At 66.9% G+C, this 21,879-nt stretch carries 17 protein-coding genes; all 17 read left to right on the forward strand.

All coding sequences use genetic code 11. The features are described 5' to 3' along the window. The coding region (locus VM621_RS06585) for a YadA-like family protein (RefSeq protein ID WP_325468172.1) at positions 1-3,025 on the forward strand (3,025 nt) is incomplete at its 5' end. 203 nt (positions 3,026-3,228) lie between these two features. Beyond that, the gene (gspE, locus tag VM621_RS06590; protein ID WP_325468173.1) at positions 3,229-4,944 is read left to right on the forward strand and encodes a type II secretion system ATPase GspE; all 1,716 of its coding nucleotides are present in this window, start codon (positions 3,229-3,231) and stop codon (positions 4,942-4,944) included. A gap of 8 nt (positions 4,945-4,952) precedes the next feature. Next, a complete protein-coding gene (gene gspF, locus VM621_RS06595; protein WP_325468174.1) occupies positions 4,953-6,170 on the forward strand; it encodes a type II secretion system inner membrane protein GspF in 1,218 nt (405 codons plus the stop codon). Positions 6,171-6,197: 27 nt separating this feature from the next. Then, positions 6,198-6,623 carry a type II secretion system major pseudopilin GspG gene (gspG, locus tag VM621_RS06600; protein ID WP_325468175.1) on the forward strand — a complete coding sequence of 142 codons (426 nt, stop codon included), beginning with the start codon at positions 6,198-6,200 and terminating at the stop codon, positions 6,621-6,623. 15 nt (positions 6,624-6,638) lie between these two features. Beyond that, on the forward strand, positions 6,639-7,079 hold the full coding sequence (locus VM621_RS06605) for a GspH/FimT family protein (protein WP_325468176.1): 441 nt from the start codon (positions 6,639-6,641) through the stop codon (positions 7,077-7,079). After that, positions 7,076-7,495 carry a prepilin-type N-terminal cleavage/methylation domain-containing protein gene (locus tag VM621_RS06610; RefSeq protein ID WP_325468177.1) on the forward strand — a complete coding sequence of 140 codons (420 nt, stop codon included), beginning with the start codon at positions 7,076-7,078 and terminating at the stop codon, positions 7,493-7,495. Before VM621_RS06605 ends, VM621_RS06610 begins: the two co-directional genes overlap by 4 nt. After that, positions 7,492-8,157: a prepilin-type N-terminal cleavage/methylation domain-containing protein gene (locus tag VM621_RS06615; RefSeq protein WP_325468178.1), complete on the forward strand. Its 666-nt coding sequence runs from the start codon at positions 7,492-7,494 to the stop codon at positions 8,155-8,157. The genes VM621_RS06610 and VM621_RS06615 overlap by 4 nt, the downstream gene beginning before the upstream one ends. Beyond that, complete coding sequence (locus VM621_RS06620; protein WP_325468179.1) at positions 8,154-9,008, forward strand: type II secretion system protein GspK; 855 nt, start codon at positions 8,154-8,156, stop codon at positions 9,006-9,008. The genes VM621_RS06615 and VM621_RS06620 overlap by 4 nt, the downstream gene beginning before the upstream one ends. Next, positions 9,005-10,237 carry a PilN domain-containing protein gene (locus VM621_RS06625; RefSeq protein WP_325468180.1) on the forward strand — a complete coding sequence of 411 codons (1,233 nt, stop codon included), beginning with the start codon at positions 9,005-9,007 and terminating at the stop codon, positions 10,235-10,237. Before VM621_RS06620 ends, VM621_RS06625 begins: the two co-directional genes overlap by 4 nt. Then, positions 10,218-10,820 carry a type II secretion system protein GspM gene (gene gspM, locus VM621_RS06630; RefSeq protein WP_325468181.1) on the forward strand — a complete coding sequence of 201 codons (603 nt, stop codon included), beginning with the start codon at positions 10,218-10,220 and terminating at the stop codon, positions 10,818-10,820. The genes VM621_RS06625 and gspM overlap by 20 nt, the downstream gene beginning before the upstream one ends. Then, positions 10,817-11,593, forward strand: coding sequence for a hypothetical protein (locus VM621_RS06635; RefSeq protein ID WP_325468182.1), 777 nt, complete (start codon positions 10,817-10,819; stop codon positions 11,591-11,593). Before gspM ends, VM621_RS06635 begins: the two co-directional genes overlap by 4 nt. A gap of 38 nt (positions 11,594-11,631) precedes the next feature. Next, positions 11,632-13,821: a type II secretion system secretin GspD gene (gene gspD / locus VM621_RS06640; protein ID WP_325468183.1), complete on the forward strand. Its 2,190-nt coding sequence runs from the start codon at positions 11,632-11,634 to the stop codon at positions 13,819-13,821. A 40-nt stretch (positions 13,822-13,861) separates the two neighbouring features. Then, a complete protein-coding gene (gene hrpB / locus VM621_RS06645; protein ID WP_325468184.1) occupies positions 13,862-16,372 on the forward strand; it encodes an ATP-dependent helicase HrpB in 2,511 nt (836 codons plus the stop codon). 333 nt (positions 16,373-16,705) lie between these two features. Continuing rightward, on the forward strand, positions 16,706-17,776 hold the full coding sequence (locus VM621_RS06650; RefSeq protein ID WP_325468185.1) for a hypothetical protein: 1,071 nt from the start codon (positions 16,706-16,708) through the stop codon (positions 17,774-17,776). After that, positions 17,773-19,725, forward strand: a complete 1,953-nt coding sequence (locus VM621_RS06655; RefSeq protein WP_325468186.1) for a hypothetical protein — start codon at positions 17,773-17,775, stop codon at positions 19,723-19,725. Before VM621_RS06650 ends, VM621_RS06655 begins: the two co-directional genes overlap by 4 nt. 2 nt (positions 19,726-19,727) lie before the next feature. Then, on the forward strand, positions 19,728-20,576 hold the full coding sequence (locus tag VM621_RS06660) for a hypothetical protein (RefSeq protein WP_325468187.1): 849 nt from the start codon (positions 19,728-19,730) through the stop codon (positions 20,574-20,576). A gap of 57 nt (positions 20,577-20,633) precedes the next feature. Continuing rightward, positions 20,634-21,860 carry a hypothetical protein gene (locus VM621_RS06665; RefSeq protein ID WP_325468188.1) on the forward strand — a complete coding sequence of 409 codons (1,227 nt, stop codon included), beginning with the start codon at positions 20,634-20,636 and terminating at the stop codon, positions 21,858-21,860. The last annotated feature ends 19 nt before the right edge of the window (positions 21,861-21,879 follow it).

Here is a 21,879-nt window from a genome sequence, read left to right on the forward strand (position 1 = left end):
GACCAGCGCGGGTGTCGGTGGCACAGCGGTCGGTGCCAGCGCGCAGGCGGGCGGCTTTGCCGCCTCGTCCTTCGGTGTCGGTGCCTATGCGAGCGGTGCGCAAGCGACAGCGGTCGGTGCGGTCGCGAACGCCACGGGCGCCCTGTCGACGGCCGTCGGCACGCAGAGCGCGGCGACAGGCGCAAGCAGTGTGTCGGTCGGCGAGAGCGCGCAGGCTACCGGCGACGAAAGTGTCGCGGTCGGTGGCAGCACGTTCTTCGGCTTCGTTCCGGCGCAGGCGACCGGCCTGGGTGCATCCGCCTTCGGCGCAGGCGCATGGGCGACAAGCGACTACGCCACCGCCGTGGGCTGGGGCAGCTGGGCCAACGGAGCAAGCAGCACGGCCATCGGCGAATCGTCGTGGGCCGACGCTGCGAACTCGGTCGCCCTCGGTGCGAGCTCGTACACCAACCGCGCGAACACGGTCTCGGTCGGTGCCGTGGGCAGCGAACGGCAGGTCACGAATGTCGCCGCCGGCACGCAAGCGACCGACGCGGTGAACAAGGGTCAGCTCGACGCGGTGGCCGGCGGCGTCAGCGACGCCAGCCACTATTTCAAGGCGACCGGTCTGAACGACGGCAGTGACGACGCGCAGGCGGTGGGCGACTACGCCACGGCCGCAGGTTCGGGTGCTTTCGCATCCGGTACCGGCGCGACAGCGACGGGCGCGGGTGCGACGGCGGTGAATCGGTTCGCCACGGCGAACGGATTCGGCAGCACGGCCAGCGGCAACAACAGCGCCGCTTTCGGTGCCGGCGCGCAGGCGATCGGTGCCGGTAGCGTCGCCGTCGGCGGCAATGCGGTCGACGAGAAAGGCAACGCCTTGATCTCCGATGGAAACGGCAACCCGGTCGATACCGGTGCGACGAGTGCGGCGGTCGGTGCCACGGCCATCGGCGCGAGTGCGCAAGCGGGTGGCTTCGCGGCAACCTCGGTCGGTGTGGGCGCTTATGCCAGTGGCGCGCAATCGACGGCGCTCGGCGCGGTCGCCAACGCCACCGGTGACTACGCGACCGCGGTGGGTACCTCGACCACGGCGTCAGGTGCCGGTTCGGTGGCGGTAGGCGGTCCGAGCAACCTCCCGGGCGTGGGTCTCGTCTATACCGGTGCGACGGGCGATAGCGCCGCGGCATTCGGTGCGGGCGCGCAGGCCACGGCCGACTACGCCACGGCACTGGGCGGTGTCGCCGCCGCCGAAGGCGTAGGCAGCACGGCGCTGGGCTATTTCGCCTATGCGCAGGGCGGGAACGCCACGGCCTTGGGCATCAACAGCTGGGCCTCCGGTGCCAGCAGCGTGGCGGTGGGCGACTTCTCCACGGCTATCGGCGCGGGCGGCGTTGCCGTCGGTGCGAATAGCACGGTGCAGCACGACGCCACGAACAGCGTCGCGCTGGGTTCGAATTCGCTCGCCACGCGCGCCAACACGGTGTCGGTCGGCGACCGTGGCAGCGAGCGTCAGATCACGAATGTCGCGGCGGGTGTGCAAGGTACCGACGCGACCAATGTCCAGCAGTTGAACGACCTCTCCGATAGCGTGAGCAGCGCAAGGCACTACGTTTCCGCCACCGGGGCGGCCGATGGTTCGGACGATGCGAGTGCCACCGGCGCGCTGGCCGTCGCGACCGGTGCAGGGAGCAGCGCCAGCGGTGACGTGTCCACGGCCAACGGTGCCTTCGCCACGGCAAGCAAGGAGTCGTCGACGGCCATCGGCGCGTCGGCCAACGCGGGGGCCGTCGGCGCCACGGCGATCGGCGACAGTGCCAGGGCATTGGCGGCGAATTCCGTGGCGCTCGGTAACGGGTCCCTGGCGACCCGGGCCAACACGGTGTCCGTCGGCAGCGCCGGCAACAATCGCCAGATCACCAACGTGGCCGCCGGTACCCAGACCAACGATGCGGTGAACCTCGGGCAGTTGAATACCGCACTTTCCGGCGCCTTCGCGGGTACCTCGAGCGCGGCCGGAAACGCGGTGGCGATGGCTCTGGGCGGTGGAGCGAGCATGGGTGCGAGTGGTTTTGTCGGCCCGGTCTATCGGGTGCAAGGCGGCTCGTACGGCACGGTGGGTGACGCGGTCGGGGCACTGGATGGCGCACTTACCTCGCTCAACAGCCGCGTGGGTACCCTCGAGTCGAAATCGACAGGCGGCACCGGAACGGGGACGACGCCGATTCGCCGCAATGCCGTCGCCGCGACACCTGCGTCGATCACCCAGGGCGCGATGGCGGCAACTGTCACACCGGCTGTCACATCGGCGGCGGCCGCGCCGGTCGCGGCGGCCGCGCCCGCGGTGACGGCGCAGGCGGTCGTGCCGGGCACCGGCAACGGGATAGCGATCGGGACCGGCAGCTATGCGAAGGACCCCACCGACATCGCCGTCGGTAACAACGCCAGCGTGGGGGCCGACAACGGCACGGCGGTCGGCAACGGCGCGACCGTGACGGCGGCGGCGACCAACAGCGTCGCCCTGGGCGCCGGTTCGGTGGCGGACCAGGCCAACACGGTATCGGTCGGTGCCGCGGGCGCCGAACGGCGCATCACGAACGTGGCCGCGGGTACCGCGGCGACCGACGGCGCCAATGTCAGCCAGGTGGACCAGGCTGTCGCCACCGCGAAGACCTACGCCGACCAGGGCGACGCAGCGACGCTGAACAGCGCCAAACAGTACACCGACCAGAAGTTCGGGGACGTCGTCAGCGGCGGGGCTTTCGACCAGTACAAGCGCGAGGTCGATCATCGCTTCAGCAACCTCAACGACCGCCTGAACAAGGTGGGCGCCATGGGTGCGGCGATGTCGCAGATGGCGTTCAGCACCCAGAGCGTCAATGGCGACAACCGGCTCGGCGTGGGCGTCGGCGGCTACAAGGGGCAGGGCGCGATGTCGGTCGGTTTCTCGCGTAGTCTCAGCCCGAAGGCGGCGCTCACCTTCGGCGCCGCGATCAGCGGCGGTGAGACTTCAGGAGGCGTCGGCGTCGGCATCGGCTGGTAAACAAGGCAGTGAAATCCTACGGATAAGCCCGGAGGGCCCGAAAGCCGGCGGCGACGCCGGCTTTCGCTTGTTGCGCCACGTCGCGGAAACGGCATTCACGGTCGCCGTCGACGCACGGTATGTGCTACCAATAGCGGCCCGCGCGGTCCGGATCGATCGTGCGGATAGACCGCTTCAACGACCGTGAGGAAGGCATGTCTGCGATGACTGAGCATAAGGATATGCTGACCGGGGAACCGGGCGAAGCTCAGGTCTGCGCGCACCTGGTGGCGCATGGCCGCCTTAAGGACACCGACCTCGCGCGGGCGCGACGCCTGCATGACGAGACGCCGGAGGGTACCCTGACCTCGTTGATGGCTCGCCTGGGCCTGGTGTCCGAGCGTGACCTGGCCGACGCCTGGGCCGAACTGCTCGGCCTGACCTTGCTGGCCGCCAAGGATGCTCCCGACCTCCCGCCAGCCGACATCGAACTGTCGGTTCGCTTCCTCAAGCAGTACCACGTCACGCCTGTGCGCGAAGGCGAGGACGGTCTGGCGCTTCTCGTCGCCGATCCCGCCGACCCCTATCCCTTGCAGGCCGTCCGGCTTGCCACCGGCCGCGACCTGCCCCTGCGTGTGGGGTTGCGTTCGGAAATCGACGGCCTCATCGAGCGTTACTACGGCCAGGGCCGTTCCGCCATGGGCAGCATCGTCGAAAGCCTGGACGGCAACGCGACCGAAGAAGACGACGTCGAGCATCTGCGCGATCTCGCTTCCGAAGCACCGGTGATCCGCCTGGTCAACCTCATTCTCCAACGTGCCGTGGAACAACGCGCGTCGGACGTCCACATCGAGCCGTTTGAGAACCGGCTCAAGGTGCGCTACCGCATCGATGGCGTGCTACATGAAGTGGAAGCGCCGCCGTCGAGCTCCACCGCCGCGGTGATCTCGCGCGTAAAGATCATGGCGCGACTCAATATCGCCGAGCGGCGGCTGCCGCAGGACGGCCGCATCCAGCTGCGTGTACAAGGCAAGGAACTGGACCTGCGCGTTTCCACCGTGCCGACCAGTTTCGGCGAGTCCGTGGTCATGCGTATCCTCGATCGCGAATCCATCATCTTCGACTTCGCCTCGCTGGGTTTCACCGACCACTTCCGCGATCGCTTCGTCGAGGTGCTGGATCGCCCGCACGGTATCCTGCTGGTGACCGGCCCGACCGGCTCGGGCAAGACCACGACGCTGTACACCGCCCTGTCGCAGATCAACACGCCCGACGTGAAGATCATCACGGTGGAAGATCCGGTCGAATACCAGATCGAAGGCATCAACCAGATCCAGGTCAAGCCACAGATCGGCCTGGATTTCGCCGGCGCGCTTCGCTCCATCGTGCGTCAGGACCCGGACGTCATCATGATCGGCGAAATGCGCGATCTCGAGACCTGCCGCATCGCGATCCAGTCGGCGTTGACGGGCCATCTGGTGCTGTCCACGCTGCATACCAACAGCGCGTCCGGCGGCATCACGCGCCTGCTCGACATGGGTGTCGAGGACTACCTGCTGGGCTCGACCGTGAACGGCATCCTCGCCCAGCGACTCGTGCGCCGGCTGGATCCGGAAACGGCGGTGCCATACGAGGCCCTGCCCGAGGTGATCGAGCAGTTCGAACTGCATAAATACACCGACGAGCGGCCGATCCGCCTGTGGAAGCCGGGAACCAGCGCGACCAACCCGACCGGGTACCGCGGCCGTCGCGCGATCATGGAGTTCCTGGTGATGAGCGATCCCCTGCGTCGGCTGGTCATGCAGCGGGCCGACGCTGGCGAGATCGAGCGCCAGGCGCGCGCCGAGGGCATGCGCACGATGTACGAAGACGGCCTGGCCAAGGCGGTGGCCGGCGTCACCACGATCGAAGAAGTCCTTCGCGTCACTCAGGAATCCTAGGCCCTGCCATGAGCCAGTTCCGTTACCGAGCTATCAGCGCCGCAGGCGAAGCGCTCACCGGCAGGATGGAAGCCACGTCGGTCGAGGACGTGGTCGCACGCCTGCAGGACCAGGGCCACACGCCGCTGGAAGCCGCGCCCGCCGACGGTGCGGCGAGCGGCGGTGGTTTCGCCGCGCTGTTCCGCAAAGGGGTGTTCACCGGCGATCAGCTCGCCCAGTTCACACACCAGCTGGCTACGCTGCTCAGCGCGGGCCAGCCGCTGGATCGTGCGCTCGGCATCCTGCTCGACCTCCCCGAGGGCGAACGTGCGAAGAATCTCGTCGAGCGCGTCCGCGACCGCGTGCGTGGGGGTACGACCCTCTCCACCGCCCTCGACGAAGAGAACGGCGTCTTTCCGCGCCTCTATGTCAGCCTGGTGCGCGCCGGCGAAGCGGGCGGCTCGCTCGACGAAACGCTGCGCCGCCTGGCCGACTACCTGGAGCGCGCGCAGGCGCTGCGCGGGAGCATCATCAACGCGTTGATCTATCCCGCCTTCCTCATGGTCGGCGTGCTCGGTTCGCTGGTGCTCTTGCTCGCTTACGTGGTTCCGCAGTTCGTGCCGATCTTCGCCGATATGCAGGTTCCGATTCCTCTCATCACCAAGCTGGTGCTAGCCCTCGGTACGGTGATCAGTGACTGGTGGTGGGCGCTCGCGCTGGCCTTGTTCGTGCTCGGGGCCTTCGTTCGTCTGCGCCTGCGCGATCCCGATGCGAAGCTGGCCTTCCACGCACGACTGCTCACCATGCGAGTCTCCGGCCCCCTGCTGCTCAAGGTGGAAACAGCGCGTATCGCGCGCACCCTGGGCACCTTGCTCAAGAACGGCGTGCCGCTGCTTTCCTCGCTGGCCATCGCCCGCCAGGTCACCGGCAACCGCGCGCTCGACCTCGCGCTGGAGCAGGCCGCCGAACGCGTGAAGGGTGGCGCCGGACTCGGCAGCTCGCTCGCCCAGACCGAACGCTTTCCAAGGCTGGCATTGCAGATGATCCAGGTCGGCGAGGAAGCGGGCGCGCTGGATACCATGCTGCTCAAGGTCGCCGACACGTTCGACATCGAAGCCAAACGCGCCATCGATCGCCTGCTGGCGGCGCTGGTGCCGGCCCTGACCATTGTCATGACCGTCATGGTCGCCTTCATCATGGCGGCGATCCTGCTGCCCCTGCTCAGCCTCACCAGCAATATCAACTGACCGCATTCGTTCCAAAGGAGTTCTGCCATGCGCGCGACACGTACGTTCCGACCCCGCCAGTCCCGTGGCTTCACGCTGCTCGAAATGCTCGCCGTCATCGTCCTGATCGGCATCATCGGCGCCATCGTCGTGACCCAGGTCGGCAAGAACGTCGACAAGGGCAAGTACGGCGCGGGCAAGGCGCAGGTGGTCACCCTCGGGCAGAAGATCGAGAACTACGCGCTCGACAACGGTGCGCCGCCCCACGACCTGGGCGACCTCGTCGCCAAGCCGGCCGATGCGCAGAACTGGCAGGGGCCCTACGCGAAGGAATCCGACCTGAAGGATCCCTGGGGTCATCCGTTCGGCTATCGCTACCCGGGTGAACACGGCAGCTTCGACCTCGTCTTCTACGGCCAGGATGGCAAGGCCGGCGGCGATGGCTATTCCGCCGACTACGGCAACTGGCAGTAAGCGACCTGCACGGCCATGCATACGCGCGGATTCACGCTGTTCGAAATGCTGGCCGTGATCCTGCTGATCGCGATCGCCGCGGCGGCGGTTTCCATTCCCATCACCCAGGGGCTCGCCAGCGCGCGGGTCAACGCGGCGAGCGGCGAACTGGCGGCCGCGCTGCGCTGGACACGCGCGCAGTCGATCGTGAAGGGCGAAAGCCTTGCGCTGGAGGTGGATACCTCGGCATCGACGTATCAGCCACCGGGTAAGTCGCTTGTCAGGTTGCCCAAAGACATGCGTGTCTCCATCACCAGCGCGCGCGAGGACCAGGCCAATGCGACCACCGGGCGTATTCGTTTCTTTCCCGACGGTAGCTCGACCGGCGGCCGCGTGACGCTGTCGCGCGGCGGGCGGGAATGGCACGTCAACGTGGCCTGGCTCACCGGCGCCGTCAGCGTGGTGGATTCGAAGTGAAACTCGCCGTTCGCCAGCGCGGTTTCAGCCTGCTCGAAATCATCGCCGCCATCGCCATCCTGGCGATCGCCTTCGCCGCGCTGATGCAGGTCGCGGGAAGTTCGATGAGCCTCACGGCGCGCGCCAACGAACGGACGCAGGCGGCGTTACGTGCACGCACGCTCCTCGACGGCGCGTTCGTCATGGAGCCGTTGCGCGAGGGCGACAGCGAGGGACGCTTCGACGACATCTACCGGTGGCACATGAATGTGTCCCGCTACGTCACGCCGGACGCGAAGCCGCCGGCGGACGGCGCCCCCGCCAGCCGGGTATACCGGTTGGACCTGGACGTGACATGGGGTATCGCAGACAACGAGCGGCATGCGCGGTTTTCCACCCTGCGCATGGCCGGCGCCAATACGGACGGCTCGCCATGAAGCGCACCCGGGGCTTCAGCCTGATGGAGGTGCTCGCCGCACTGGCGCTGCTCACCATCGTGCTGCTCGGGGTGTACTCGGGCATCAGCACCGCCTCGCGTATCGTCCGCAGCGGCGACCAGGCGATCGAACGCATGGACGAGATTCGCTCCGCACAGGGTTTTCTGCGCAGCGAACTCGCGCAGGCCCTGGCCATTCCGTTCGACGAGACGGACGACGGCGACCCCATCGTCTTCTCCGGCACGTCCCGCACTTTGCGTTATGTGGCCCCGATGCCGGGCTACCTGTCGAAACTCGGTCCGCAGTTGCAGACCGTTTCGCTGGTCGACGATGGCCGCCAGGGTTATCGACTCGAAGTGACGCTCGCGATGTTGCCGCCGGACGGCGGCGCACCGCAGCCGATCGGCCAGCCCGAGGTCCTTCTTCGCGGTATCCGCAAGGGATCGATCTCGTACCGTGGCATGGATGACCAGAATCGACCTGGCGACTGGCAGGAGAGCTGGGACGACGGGCGACGCACTCCGTCGCTGGTCCGTATCGACCTGGACGTTGACGGCAACGTGGTCTTTCCGACCCTGGTCGCGCCCATCCGAATCGATCCCTCGGCATCGAGGAACGGTTTGTCGTCGACGCGCGGGACGCGCGGACCGGTGATCCGATGAACCGTCAACGGAGCAGGGGCGTCGCGCTGCTTATCGTCCTGTGGGGCTGCACGTTGTTGGCGATCATGTTGGGCGGCTTCGCCGCGCTGGCGCGAACCGAAGGCCTGCAAGCGCGCTACCAGTTCGCCCAGACGCGCGCCCATTACGCCGCGGAGGCCGGCGTGGTCCGCGCCATCGAGGGCCTGCAGACGACCGACCCCGACGCTCGCTGGATCGCGGACGGGCGGCCGTACGTGTTCGAGTTCGATGACGCCAAGGTCAACATCACCGTCGTCGATGAAGACGGCAAGGTCGATCTCAACGCCGCTTCCGATCAGGTATTGACCGGTCTGTTCAAGGCGGCTGGCGCCAACGACGACAAGGCGAAGAGCCTGTCCGCCGCGATCCAGGACTGGCGGCGCCCGGGCGATGCCGCCTCGCCCAACGGCGCGAAGAAGCCGCAGTACGACGCGGCAGGCCTTGGCTACGGCCCACGCAACGGGCCCTTTGCCACGGTCGAGGAAGCACGCATGGTCCTCGGCATGGATCCCGCCATCTGGACGGTTGTCGCTCCCGTGCTGACGATCTGGTCGGGTCGCGAGCGGCCGAATACGGAGCACGCGCAGCCGTTGGCGCTGGCGGCGATCCCCGGACTCGGCGAAGCCGGCGCCCAGGCCATCCTGTCCGGTCGCGGGCAGGCAAGTGGTGCCTCGGTCGCCGGAGGAAACGGTGTCACGCACACGATACGTGCAGAGGCGATCCTTGACGACGGAACCCGAAGTTCCCTTACATCGACCGTCCGATTGCGTGGGATAAGATCCGGTAACCAGCCCTACGCGATACTGCGTTGGCGCGAAGGAGATGTTGAATGACCGCTTTGCAGGACGCCTCCCAGCTCCAGCTCGACCGCCTTCGCCGCGCGTGGCGCGGTAGTGCGCTGCCGGGCTTTCTGCGCTGGTGGGGCGGCGAGTTGTCCGCGCTCCTCCCGGTACGCTGGCGCCAGGCGTTCGCCGGTGGCGAGCGCTGGTACGTCCTCGAACGCGGCGCCGGTGCGTGGCAGTTGCGCCGCGCCGGCGAGAGCCTGTCCATCGCCGACGCCCAGGATGCCGATACCCTCGATCATCGCAGCGCCCTGCTGGCACGGGCCCTGGACGAATGCGACCCCGCCGATCGCCGTATCGCCTTGCTCATGCCAGCGGCCCAGGTCCTTCGGCGCCGGCTGGTGCTGCCCGTCGCCGCGCGCGACAACCTCCGCCAGGTCGTCGGCTACGACATCGACCGGCAAACACCGTTCCGGGCCGAGGACATCCACTTCGGTGTGCGCGAGCTTGGCGAGGGCGGTCCCGAGGGGCGCTTCGTCGCCGAGCTGGCCGCCACGCCGCGCGCTTCGCTTGACCCCCTGCTCGACGAACTCGCCGCGCTGCAGGTGGCACCCGACCGCGTCGACGTGCCCCTCGGCTATGGGTTGGCCGGGGTGGATCTGCTACCGCCCGCGCGGGCGCCACGGCGCGTCGACCGTCGCCGCCGGTTGAACCTCGCCCTGGTCGCGGCGATCGTCCTGCTCCTTCTCGGTGCCATGGCTGCGTGGCTGCATAACCGAAACGTCGCCCTGGAAACCATGCGCGCGGATGTCGAGGCCATGCAATCCGACGCACAACGGGTGAAGGCCCTGCGCCAACGGCTCATGGACAGCGCGGGTGCCTCCGGTTTCCTCGTGCGTCGCAAGAGCGAATCACCTTCCATCCTTCCCGTGCTCGACGAGCTCACGCATCGCCTGCCCGACGACACCTGGCTCGAGCGCTTCACCCTCAATGCGACGGGCCAGATCGGTTTCCAGGGCCAGAGCCCGCAGGCGGCACGCCTCATCGACGCCCTGAAGGGCGCGCGTAGCATCGGCGAGCCGAGCTTCCAGGGCACCATCCAGACCGATCCCACGTCCGGCAAGGAACGCTTCTATATGCAGGCAAAGGCATTGATGCCAAAGCCCGGCGCAACCGCGCCCGCCAAGGCGACATCCGTCGCCGCGCCGGCGTCCGCATCGACCGGCGCGAAGGCCGCCACCGCGATCAAGGGGGACGCTCATGCGAATGAAGCCCGCTGAGTCTCGCGCTGCGGCGATCGTGCTCCTGGTCGTCGCTCTGGCGATCGGCTATTTCGTCTTGATCCACTGGTGGTTCGTCGCACCCCAACTGGCGATCGCCAGTGACATGGACGACCTGCGCGATACACAACGTCGCTATGCCGCCGCCATCGCCGAGCGTCCGCAGTTGGAGAAGCGCCTGGCGACGCTCGAACAGGGCCAGACGCGGAGCGATGCCTTCCTGCCCGGCGACGACACCAATGCCGCTGCCGCGGGACTCATGCAGCGCATCGTCGATGTCGCCGCCGCGCATAAGGAAGACGGCGCGTGCGATGTCGTGCAGAAAATGCCCGTGCCCAGCCAGGAAAAAGCCGGCGACCCTTACCGCAAGGTCACCGTCAACATCAGTCTGCGCTGCCAGGTGCAACCGATGACCGCCGTGCTTCACGATATCGAGGAAGAATCGCCCTACCTCTTCATCGAGGACTTCAGCATCTACCGCAATCCCGTCGCCGCCCGTTCCGGTGGCGCAGCCCCCATGGAAGTGCAGTTCACCGTGTCCGGATACATCCATGCCGCCCGCGCGGCGAAGGCGGCCACATGAACGCAGCCGGCCAACGTCGACTCACGCCGGTGCTGGCGGCCATAGCGCTGGCGCTAGGCGGCACGGTTGCCGCCTTCGCCATGGGTGTCGGGCAGGGCGTGCGCTGGGACGACCCCGCGCCTCCGGAGGCGTTGCCGCCGCTGCGTGCCGCGGCGATGCCAGCCACGTCGCCTTTGAATCGCTACGCGGAGGTCTGGCAACGACCGCTCTTCATGGCCGACCGCAAGCCCGTCGCCGCGGCGGACACGGACGATTCGTCCAGCAACATCGGCGATCTCGAACTGACGGGCATCATCATGACCTCGGGACTTCGCATGGCCCTGCTGCGCGATCGCGGCAAGGACATGACCGTGCGTGTCAAGGAAGGCTCCGCGTTGGCCGATGGGCACTGGACGCTCGCATCGTTGACCCCTCGCAGTGCCGTTTTCGATAACGGCGGCGAGCGCCGCGAATTGACCTTGAAAGTCGCCGCGCCCGAGGCGTTGACGAAAGACCCTGCACGGCCGGGTGCCGCGTCGATCCCAGGCCAACCCCCGCAGCCGCCGCGCAACACGCCGACGCCAGCGGGCAACGGCGTGCACGTGGAGCAACAGGCAACCGGTATGACCGGCCCCAGCCTGCCTCGGCCGTCTTCGACGCCCGCGCGCGACGCCCCCCCGCGACAGGACGACAACGCGCTCCAACAAGCCAGGATCGAAGCACTGAAACAAGCCGTACAGAAGCGCCGCATGGAGCAACAACAACAGCGGCAGCAGACGCAGGATTCGCAGTAGCGGGCGCATGAAGCGCCCACCACGGAAGGAAGCACATCATGAAGCGACTCAATCTTGGCATGGCCGTCGCAGCGAGCCTGCTTGCGGCGGGGTGCGCCCCGCATGCGGCGAGGCCGGCTTATGGCGACATCACACGTGAGGCACTTGCCGGCGTCGACGACCCGGTGCCCGCGGCGCTGCCGCTGGCACCGGAAGGCGAGTTGGCCGAACGGCCTTCGCCCAGCGACAGTCTTCGAACGCAGCGCGAAATCAGTCGGGGGAGTGGTCGCTTCATTCATCCCAAGGCGCTGAGTTCGCCGCGAGAGGTCGCTGCCGGGGACGGAACGATCACGTTGAACTTCGAGGACCAGCCTATCGAGGCGGTGGTCAAGGCCATTCTTGGCGATCTGCTGGACGCGAACTATTCGGTGGCACCTGGCGTGCGCGGCACGGTGTCGTTCTCGACGTCCAAGCCGGTCAGGCGGGAAGAAGCCCTGCCGATTCTCGAAAACCTGCTGTCCTGGACAGGAAACGCGCTTATCCACGAGCGTGGCCGCTACACCGTCGTGCCGATATCGCGTGCCGTCGCCGGACGGCTCGCACCCAGTCTCGGTGCGCACGCACCACGCGACGGTCTCAGCGCGCGGCTGTTTCCGTTGCGCTTCGTCGCTGCGCCGGAAATGGTCAAGCTGCTCACGCCGTTCGCGGAGACCGACTCCATCCTGCTGTCCGATCCCGCACGGAACGTACTGGTCATCGCGGGCACGCGCGACGAGCTGGACACCATCGCGGAGACCATCGACACCTTCGACGTCGACTGGGTGAGCGGTATGTCGGTCGGCGTATTCGGCCTGCGCAACGCCGGCGTCACCGAACTGATGCCGGCCCTGGATTCGGTGTTCGGGCAGAAGAGTGGTGCGCCCGTGGCGGGCCTGATCCGTTTCATCCCGATCGAGCGTACCAATGCGATCGTCGTCATCTCCACACAGGCCGAACACGTCGAGCAGGTGGGCGAATGGATCGAGCGCATCGATCGCGGCGGCGGCAACGAACCGCGCCTCTTCGTCTACGATGTCCGCAACCTGCTCGCCTCGGATGTCGCGCGCTACGTGGGCAACATCTTCGGCGGTGCCGTCAGTGGCGACTCGCCGCAGTCGCCCGTGGTGCCCGGACTCACCGGCTTCTCCCTTGGCATGCCTGCGGGCGACGGCGGCGGCCTTGCCGAGGGCGGTACGGCAGATGGCGATACGTCGTTCTTCCAGCCGCCGTCCACGCCATCCACGCCATCGTCAGGCGACGGAAAGGCCACCATTCGAATCACGGCGGTCGACGCGAACAACCAGCTGATGATCCACGCGCGTCCCTCGCAGTGGGCCGATATCCGCCAGGCGATCGACCGCCTCGACGCCGTTCCACTGCAGGTACAAATCGAAACCCGCATCCTGGAAGTCGTGCTTCGCGATAATTTTCGCTTTGGCGTGCAGTGGTATCTCGAGGGGCTTGCCGGTGGCAACGGCGCAGTCAGCCAGCCCGGCAACAAGCAACAGTGGGCACTCGGTAGTGGAGGGGGCAAGCCATCGGGCGCCGATACCCTGTTCTATTCCTTCGTGAACAAGAATGTGCAGGTTGCCCTGCGCGCCATGGAGACGAATGGCAACACGACAACGCTGTCCGCGCCGTCGCTCGTCGTGGTCAACAACCGCAAGGCACGCATCCAGGTCGGTGACCAGATTCCCGTTACCCAGACCTTCGTCAACCCCGGCCTGGGCAGCGACAAGGAAGTAGGGCAGGTGACCTACAAGGACACGGGCGTGATCCTCGAGGTGCGCCCGCGGGTGAATCCCGGTGGTCTGGTTTACCTTGACGTGACCCAGGAAGTGAGTCGGGCCGACGATCCCGTGACGCCGGGACAGAACGTCTCCATCGCCAAGCGCAAACTGGACACCCAGGTGGCGGTGCGCAGCGGGCAGACGGTACTGCTGGGCGGATTGATCCGGCAGCGCGACAGTCGTGGCCACGCCGGCGTGCCCTACCTGTCACGGATACCGCTGCTCGGTGCCCTGTTCCGCAGCCGTAGCGAAGACCTCATGCGGACGGAGCTCGTGGTGCTGATAACGCCCAAGGTCATCGCCAGCGGCGACGACGCCAAGCGTGTCGTCGACGAGTACCGCAAGCGCTTCCGCTCGCTGCAGCCGCTCGAGGCTGTCACCGAGGGGGCCGCACCCATCGCTGCCGACAAGGCGGGGTAAGGCAGGCGATTCCGCGCCGGCTTGGTAACATAGCCGGCGCATGACTCCTGTCTTTCCGATCACTCCGTTACTCCCCGAGATCGTCGCCTCCCTGGCCAGGAGTCCGCGCCTCGTGCTGGAGGCTCCTCCCGGCGCCGGCAAGACGACGCAGGTGCCACTCGCGCTACTGGACGCGACGTGGCTGGCAGGTGCTCGCATCGTTGTCCTCGAGCCGCGGCGGATCGCGGCGCGCGCGGCGGCGGCGTTCATGGCGGCGCAGATCGGCGAGCAGGTCGGCGAAACGGTCGGATACCGCATTCGCTTCGAATCGCGCGTGGGCCCCCGGACCCGTATCGAGGTCGTGACCGAAGGCATCCTCAGTCGCCTGATCCAGGACGATCCGATCCTGGATGGCATCGGCGCGATCGTGTTCGACGAATTCCACGAGCGGCATCTTGCCGGCGATCTGGGTGTCGCGCTCGCCCTCGATGTTCAGGCCGGCGTGCGCCCCGACCTTCGCCTTCTACTGATGTCGGCCACGCTGGACGGCGAGCGCATCGCCCGCTGGTTGGACGCACCACGTCTCAGCAGCCCCGGGCGAAGCTTCCCGGTATCTGTCGTGCACGCTCCCGCGCGACCGCAGGAGACCACCGAACAGCATCTCGCACGCACCGTGCTTCAGGCCCTGCGTGAGAACCCGGGCGACGTGCTCGCGTTCTTGCCTGGCCGGCGGGAAATCGAGCGCACACGCGGCATGCTGGAGAAGCAAGGCGACGAGGTCGAAGTCGTCGCGCTGCATGGCGAGCTGTCGCTGGCCGAACAGCAAGTCGCGCTGGCACCGGCGGAACCGGGCGTGCGCCGCGTCGTGCTCGCCACCAACGTCGCCGAATCGAGCGTGACACTGCCGGGCATCCGCGCCGTCGTCGATGCCGGCCTCGCGCGCGAGCCGCGGTTCGATCCGCAGTCCGGTTTTACGCGTCTGGAGACGGTGAACATTTCGCAGGCCTCGGCCGATCAGCGCGCGGGTCGCGCGGGTCGCGTCGCCGAAGGCAGGGCGTATCGCCTGTGGCCGCAAAGTCGCCGCCTCGAGCCTTCACGTACGGCGGAGATCGAGCAGGCCGAACTTTCCGGCCTCGCGCTCGAGCTGGCTGGCTGGGGGAGCGACGACCTGCCCTGGTTGGACGCGCCTCCAGCGGGCGCGATGAGTCAGGCGCGAGACCTGCTGCGACGCCTTGGCGCCCTCGACGCCGCCTCCGCAATCACGGCTCTGGGTCGCGACATGCTGGCCCTGGGCGCAGCGCCGCGCCTCGCCGCCGCGGCGCTGCGCGCACCGTCGGAGCGTCGCGCGCTCGTCGCCGATCTTCTCGCCCTGGCCGAAGCCCGCTCGCCGCTGCGAGGGGAGCAGGGGCGGACCGACGATTTTCGTCAGCGCGTGGCCGCACTGCATCTTTGGCGCGACGCAGGCGCCCGCGGCGCTCGCGCCGGGTCCGCCGACATGGGCGCACTGGCGGCTATCGAGAAGGTGTCGTCGGGCTGGCGTCGCCGGCTCGACGTCCGTTCCGCCGCCAGTGGCGTACCCGATTCGCACGCGGTGGGCGATCTTCTCGTCCACGCGTTTCCCGACCGCGTCGCGCGTCGCGACGATAGCCAGCCGATGCGTTACCAGCTGGCAAACGGACGGGGGGCGCGACTGCACGAAACGAGCGCACTTCACGGAGAGCCGTGGCTGGTGATCCTCGACCTGCGCCTGGAGGCGCGCGACAGCCTGGTCTTCGCTGCCACGCCATTCGATCCGGATGTCCTCGAGCGCGACCATGCGGATCGATTCGTCACTGAGCGCGTGCTGCGATGGGACGACGAGCGACAAATCGCCGAAGCCTTCGAAGAACGACGTTTCGATGCGTTGTTGATCTCGCGAAAGGCGATTCCCATCAGTGGCGACGATGCCATGCCAGCGCTGCTCGCCGCCATTCGCGCGCGTGGCATCGCCAGCTTGCCGTGGAGCGATAACGCCCGACGCCTTCGCGCGCGCATCGGCGCCCTGCATGCGTGGCGTCCCGAGCTGAATCTCCCGGACGTCGCCGATGCGACCTTGCTCCGCTCGTTGGAGTCGTGGCTTTCTCCCTACCTCTCGGGTAAACGACGTCTCGAAGCCTTGCAGGCGTCGGAGTTGTCCGAAGCACTTTCGGCCATGCTCGACTACGAGCAGCGTCGCGCGCTCGACGCCCACGCGCCGGAAGAACTGAAAGTACCCAGCGGCATGACACGCCGGCTGGAATACGGCACGCGCGACGACGATGCCGGGGCGCCGCCGATTCTCGCCGTGAAGCTGCAGGAATTGTTCGGGCTTGCGGATACGCCACGTGTGGGCGACGGTCGCGTGCCGGTGATGCTGCACCTGTTATCGCCCGCGGGCCGTCCGATACAGGTCACCCAGGACCTGGCCGGATTCTGGAACCGTACCTATCCGGAAGTGAAGAAGGAACTCAAGGGACGCTACCCGCGCCACCCTTGGCCGGACGATCCATGGACCGCCGCAGCGACTCATCGCGCGAAGCCGCGCGGTACCTGATCCACTCGCGGCCGGCGCGCCGCATACGTCCGTCTCGCGGTTACGTGAGTCAGCTCAAGCCTACCCCGTACGGCGGGGCGCCTGCGCCGATAATCGCTGTCGCAAGCCGCCGTACGCGGTCGCCGCCGCTACGCCGGCCTCTGCATTCGCGTTGAACTACGTCGCTCCCTCGTACTGAGTGATTACGGAGTTCCCGGTATGTGGCCGACAGCCATTTCTCGTCTGCGTCGTCTGGCAGGGCTCGCATGCCTTTGGTGCGGGGCGTCGTCGGCTCAGCAGTCCACGCCTTTTTCTATCTACCCCCGTCCGCTTCCTGGGGACTTCATCAGCGAGTTGATCACCGAACGGACATGGCAGATCACGCCATTCGCATCGCCTCTTGGCGACGATTCCGAGGTGGAACGGCTGGCGCTGGTCGACCCGGCAAACCTTTACACCGAACTCGCTCCCCTCAGCGTAACGGGCGTGGATGCGACATGGCGTTCCGCCTGGTCGTTGCTGGGTCTTCAGGGGTTCCACATGTCGCTGCTGCAGACCCAAACCAGTTTTCGTTGGGACCTCGGACTGACCCGTGCGCGCCCCGGCGTCGAAATGCCGCTCCTGCACAGCTTTCCCGAACTCGGAAAGCCCTGGGTCGCAGCGAACATCGTCAAGGCCGGTATCGACCGCGACCTCTTCACGCAGGCGCAGTTGCTCGCTGGGCCGGGAAATGCGCTGCTCGCCGCGAATCTCGCCGTGGCCGCTCAATTGCTGCGGGAGAAGCTCGCCGCGGCACGCGCCTCGGGCGAAACGTACAGCGGTCTATGGTCCGGTCCCCTGGAACACATGATGGCAGCGCGCAGGGCCTTCGCGCTGACCGATGTGGAAACCTCCTACCTGATGCGACTGCTCGAGAACGAGCTCTCGTCGCGGCGTGAAGTGCCGCCTTCCGCCTACGGATATCGCCAGGTGCCCACGGCGGTTCGCGTGGCGCGCGCCGCGGCGGCGTACCAGTCGAAGACCTACAAGGCACCCTTCCCCTGCGCGAACGATGGCGTCGTCGTCACAGCTGTGGCGGCGGCCAGCCTGGCCGATGCGACGCGACCTTTCTGCTTCGCGGACATGATCGACCGTCGTGTGCTCGCCTGGTATGGCGCCGCCTTACGTGACGATCTGGCTGAGAAGCGGGAGGATCCGGACACGATGGCATCCGCGGCGGCTCCCCTTATCAAAGCCGTCGACCGGCTGCACCCGGCGTGGTTGGGTGCGTTCGTGGGGGATGCGCCCGATGCCTCCCTGGACACCGAGGTGGTGTCGGCCACGACCACACGCGAACTGGTATGGCAGGGCCGGGTCAGAGCCGCGACACTGGACGCGCTGGAGGAACTCGCCGCCGACCGACTATGCCGGGGGAGCGCGCTATGAATCGCGTGGTCCTTCGTCGCCTGGTTCGCGGGGGCCTCATGGCCTGTGGCGCCGTGGCCAGCCTGTCGGTCGGCGCGGTGGTGGTCGGCAGCCGCGTACTCGACGATGACCCGAACGGAACCGCGGTCAACGCGCTGATGAACGGCTTCCGCTTCTACGCCGACGGCCTTTCGGCGCGCTATATCGATCAGGCCAATCAGGGCATCAGACCGGCGACCGAACAGAACTGGCAGGCCTTCGAGCAGCGCATGACCGATTCGACCTTCGTCACGCTGTTCTACACGTACCGGGGCGCGGACGGCGTGTCCCGTTCGCGAACCTATTACGCCATGTCCGGCAGCCGCGGGAGCGTCGACAGCGGGCCGGAGTCGTTGTTGACGTCCGACTTGCCGGATTGGCTCGAGCCATGGCCAGGCGAGGTCATGGCGACGATTCAGGACGACGGCAACACACGGGTGCCCTGGCATATGCCGGCGCCCCGGCCCGAAGCGACGTGGGATCTGCAAGACGCAGAGATAAAAGCAGTACGGACGCTGGAAAAGGACTTGAACGACCACGTGGTGGATAAGGGTGGGTTTGCCACCGTCTTCGTCAGTCGTCCGATCTGCCTGGCCTGCAGCCAGGCGCTGAGCAACTTCGCCAATGCCTATGAGTTGAGCCTGGTGGCGAATGAAAACCTGGCGACGGGTTCACAGACCAACCATCTCTTCCGTGCCCGGCGGGCGGCGTATCTGACGACGGTCCGCAGTTCACTCATCGGTCGCGAACGATTTCGTCCCGCGCAGGCGCCCCCGATACGAGGCAGGGCCCCCGCCATGTGCGTCGCGGGTCGTCCTGTCATCGCGTTTCCCCTGGCGATCCGGCGACCGACCCACAGCGCGCTGGTCACGCTCATTCGCGCCTATGCCCAGTTGGATGGCAACGCCTCCTATGTCCTCTCCGGCACCGACGAGAGCTACGCGGCGTGGGTGCTGGCCGAGCCGTCGTCACCGTACTCGTCCCAGGCCGAGCGCGATCTTCAGGCGCTCAACGACGCGGTGCGCCTGGCTGCAAAGATGCTGACCGTCGCCGGGCATGTGCCCAGTCAGCGCGAGATCAGTCAGCGAAAGCAGCGGGAACTCGGCTTCACCAAAAGCCGCCCATGGACCGATGTCGCCGACTTCTATGGCTTTCCCATCAACAGCTATCCCGGCGTACCCAGCCATACCAAGGCGGACATCGACGCGGACATCGTGATTGCCGTGCGGGACATGGTCGGCAACGACTATCCGGCGATCGGTGCGATGTACGCCGTTGCCGCGCAGCTGCTGCGGGATAAGCTGAGCAACACGCCGGTGGCCGAGCAGAAACGGATCGGACTGCGACCGGACGTCCTCAACGGTATGTCGTCCACCCCGCGTCAATGGCGACCGTCCGAGTTCGATCGACAGTACCTCGCCATTCTGCTCGATGGCGCGGTACGCGATTGGGATATCGACGCGCCCCGCAATCCTCTGCTTCCGCGCTTGTCCGTGCCGCTACGCGTCGCGCGTATGGCGGCGGCATATCGCGATCAGCAGCCCTTCGATGTTCAACCATGCCTCACACCCCGGCAGCGAAATCCGTTCACGGCGGGTAAGGGCGGCGACGATTCTCGCCCGCTGTGCTTCAACGATGCGACGGACCGCGCGGTGTACGCCTGGTTCGTGCGGCAACTGCGGCGCGAAATGACGGAAAAGCGCCGCAGCGAGACCGGCGATCCCCACTGGCAGAACATCACCCGGCCGTTCCGCTACACACAGTTCGGTGAGCATGCGCTCGCCGATGGCTCGCTGGATGCCGTCATACGCAAGGAAGTCGTGGAGATGAAGATCGTCAATCGGCTGGTGGCCGATGGCGATCTCTCCTACGAAGCGTCGCTACCGGTCATCCGTCGTGCCGTGAATCTATTGAACCCGGAGAAGCACTGAGCATGCGTCGATTCTTCATTCTGACGGCACGCCTGGGCCTCGTCGCCTTGCTCTGCTTCGGCGGCGCGGTCGCGTCAGCGCAAGGCAGGGCCGATGCGCCCAAGCCAAAGCCATCACCGGTGGAACTTCCCGATCCCTCGCCCGGCTGGGTGATCGAAGCCGGTTACACGGAGGATGTCGAGGGTACGATCATGCATCGTCTCGGCTTTCTGATTAACGTCTATGCGCAGGGCATGCATGGCTACATCACCGACGCCGCGCGCGACCTTCACGGCGGGGTAAGCGAGTCCTCGCTGCGCAAATTCCGCGACCAGTTGCTGAGGGGGACGTTCGCGTTCTTCGAGTACAGCTGGCATGCAGGCGGCGTTCGCCACACACGCATCTACGTATCGCGTTCGAACCACGACTTCGCACGATACATTCCGGCAGGAGCGAGCGACCTGTCCGAACCCGGAACGACCGAGGCACACTACCTACCCGATGTCGGCGTTTTTCGGTTTGCGAGGACGGCCGTCGCGGTGCCGGGCTCGACCGTGCTGCCGAGTCACGATCCCCAGGCCAATCGAGCCAACGATGCCGAGATCAAGATACTGCAGACGCTGAAGAGCGACATTCGCCTGAATCCCGAGATGGCCCGTGGCGAGCTCGTCGGATTCGTCAGTCAAAGGCCGTGCGTGTCGTGCAGTCCCGCCTTGCGCCGTTTCGCCAGTGAAACTGGCGCGACGGTTCGAATCAACTACGTGGATGGCGCGAACCTCGATGGCCGCAGGACGCCCCTGTTCCGGGCGCTTCGCCAGGTGCGGGAAGTCGCCGCCGCGTTGCTGGTGAGTTACTTCTTCCGCGCCAGCTGACGGCATTCGCTGCGGGCCACCGCCTGTCATCGGTCTCGACCACGAGGGACATTACCCATGTTCGACAACCCTTCGAGGCGCCTGCGCCCGCGCCTCGCCGCTTCCTTGCTCGGATGCGCCCTGGGGCTCACTTCCGGCCGAGGTCTTGCCGCTCCATCGAACGACCAGGCTCATCGTTCACCGCCGGTGGGCGATTTCACGGCGGTCTGGATGGAAGAGCGCATCAAGGCTGACGGTCTTGCCGCGGCGATGCGCGACGATGACCGCTTTGCGTCGGGGTTGCTCGCCGAGCCGTCGTCGGTCTACAGCGCGGCCGCCGACCCGCGGCAATGGAAGCTCGGCGGTATGCCGTGGCAACGGGCACTTCGGCGCATGGCGGAGGAACTCGATACACCGATGACGGACCTCGATGCGATACGCACGGTGGCATGGGATCTGGGCTTCACCCATGCGCTGCCAGGACTATCCGCGGGCGACCAGCCCGTCTCCCTCGCCGGAGATGCGTTGGTCCAGGCCAATCTCATCAAGGCGGGAGTGTCGGTGGATATCTTCTTGCAGTCCCTTCGCCTGTTCGGCGAAGGCCATTACGCGGTTGCCGCTTACTACGCGGTTGCCGCCCAGCTCGCACGTGACCGCGTTCACGTGCTCCCGGAGGCGAGACGCCGGGTGTCGGGCATTCGCGAGATGGTGGTTTTTCGCTTCATGATGGCCGACCGGATAGCGGAAATCGTCGGCTCGGATTGGTCGTATCTGGCGAACATCGTCGAATCGGAAAGATCGGGATGGCACGCGGGGCGAACGACGATCTACGGCCATCGAGAGATTCCCCTGCCGTTCCGCATCGCGCGGGTGGCGGCGGCGTATCGCCAGTCGCTGCCTTATGTGGGAGATCCACCCTGCACCGCGAAGGGCCTGGCGAACCGCAAGGTCGCGGCATTGAGCCCATACGATCCGAGGCGTGAGCTCTGCGCGTCCCATGCCAGCGATCGTGCGCTGCACGCCTGGTTTCGGCGGGTGCTCGACCTGCAGATGACCCAGGACGAATCGCACCACGGCTTATGGCCCGTCGAGCTTGGACCGGCGCTGGCTTCGCTCGCCCACGCGCGGTCCGTGCGGGAAACCACGCCGCATGGCGAACGCATTGCCCGGCATGCGGGGCATACCGAAACCGCCGACCGCCTGCTCATCGAGGACCACATGCGTGGGGGATTCTCCGACGAAGAAGCAGCGGAAGTACTCGATAGTCACCTCGCCGCTCATCTGTGTTTCGGCAGTCGCCGGTGATCCGCGAACGAGGATGTCG

Source organism: Luteibacter sp., assembly GCF_035539195.1.
GTDB lineage: Bacteria > Pseudomonadota > Gammaproteobacteria > Xanthomonadales > Rhodanobacteraceae > Luteibacter.